We start from the raw sequence: 1,018 nt of genomic DNA, 5'->3' as shown, positions 1-1,018 counted from the left end.
CGCGGCCCGGGGCGTGCCGGCCGGGAACGGCAGGTCGGCGAGGAAGCCCCGGCCGGCGATCTGGTCGGCCGCGACCGCTTGAGCGACGGTGAGGATGCGGGCGGCCGGCACTCCGGCCGCCGACAGGATGTGTTCCCATTCGGCGGCCGGGCGGCTCCGCAGTGCCTCGTTGAGCACCTGGTTGAGCGCCTCACGGTTCCGCTTGCGGGCTTCCCGGTCGGCGAACCGCGGGTCGTCGATCAGGTCGGCCCGCTCGGCCAGCCGGCACAAGGTCTCGTACTGCTCCTGGCGGTTGGCCGCGATGTTGAGCGGGCCGTCCGCCGCCTCGAACGTGCCCGACGGTGCGGCCGTCGCGTTCTGATGGCCCATCGGCCGCGGCTCGATCCCGCTGACCAGATAGTTGGAGACCGCCCAGCCCATCGCGGACAACGAGGCCTCCAGCATGGACACGTCCAGGAACCGGCCCCGGCCGTCGATCTGCCGGCCCGCCAGTGCCGCCGTGATGGCCAGGGCCGCGCTGAGCCCGCCGACCGTGTCGGCGATCGGGAAGCCGACCCGCAGCGGGGCGGTCTCCGGCGTGCCGGTCACGCTCATCATCCCGGACAGGCCCTGGATGATCTGGTCGTAGGCCGGGGCCTGGCTCATCGGCCCGGTCTGGCCGAAACCACTGATCGCGCAGTAGACCAGGCCCGGGTTGAGTTCGCGCAGCCGTTCCCACGGGAAGCCGACCCGGGCCAGCACGCCGGCCCGGTAGTTCTCGACCAGCACGTCGGCGTGGGTGGCGAGCTGCTCGAAGGCGGCCCGGCCGCCGTCGGACTTGAGGTCGAGCTCGACGGACTTCTTGCCGGCGTTCTGGGCCAGGAACGACGCGCCCAACCCGGCCTCGTTGAGTTCGGCGTCGGGCCCGAGCCGCCGGGCGAGATCGCCCCGGCCCGGCATCTCGACCTTGATCACCTCGGCGCCGAGCAGCATCAGGTGATAGGTGCAGTACGGGCCGGCGAGAACATTGGTCAGGTCG

The 1,018-nt window shown here is 72.3% G+C and carries 1 protein-coding gene; it reads right to left on the bottom strand.

Annotated elements, in window-relative coordinates; all coding sequences use genetic code 11:
* Positions 1-1,018 (bottom strand): CoA transferase (locus AB0C29_RS50245; protein ID WP_360835714.1); only part of this gene is annotated, 1,018 nt, incomplete at both ends.

This window comes from Actinoplanes sp. NPDC048791 (genome assembly GCF_040650095.1).
In the GTDB taxonomy this organism is placed as follows: Bacteria; Actinomycetota; Actinomycetes; order Mycobacteriales; family Micromonosporaceae; genus Actinoplanes.
The sequence above is the reverse complement of the archived record's forward strand: the minus strand, read 5'-3'. Positions and strand labels throughout refer to the sequence as shown.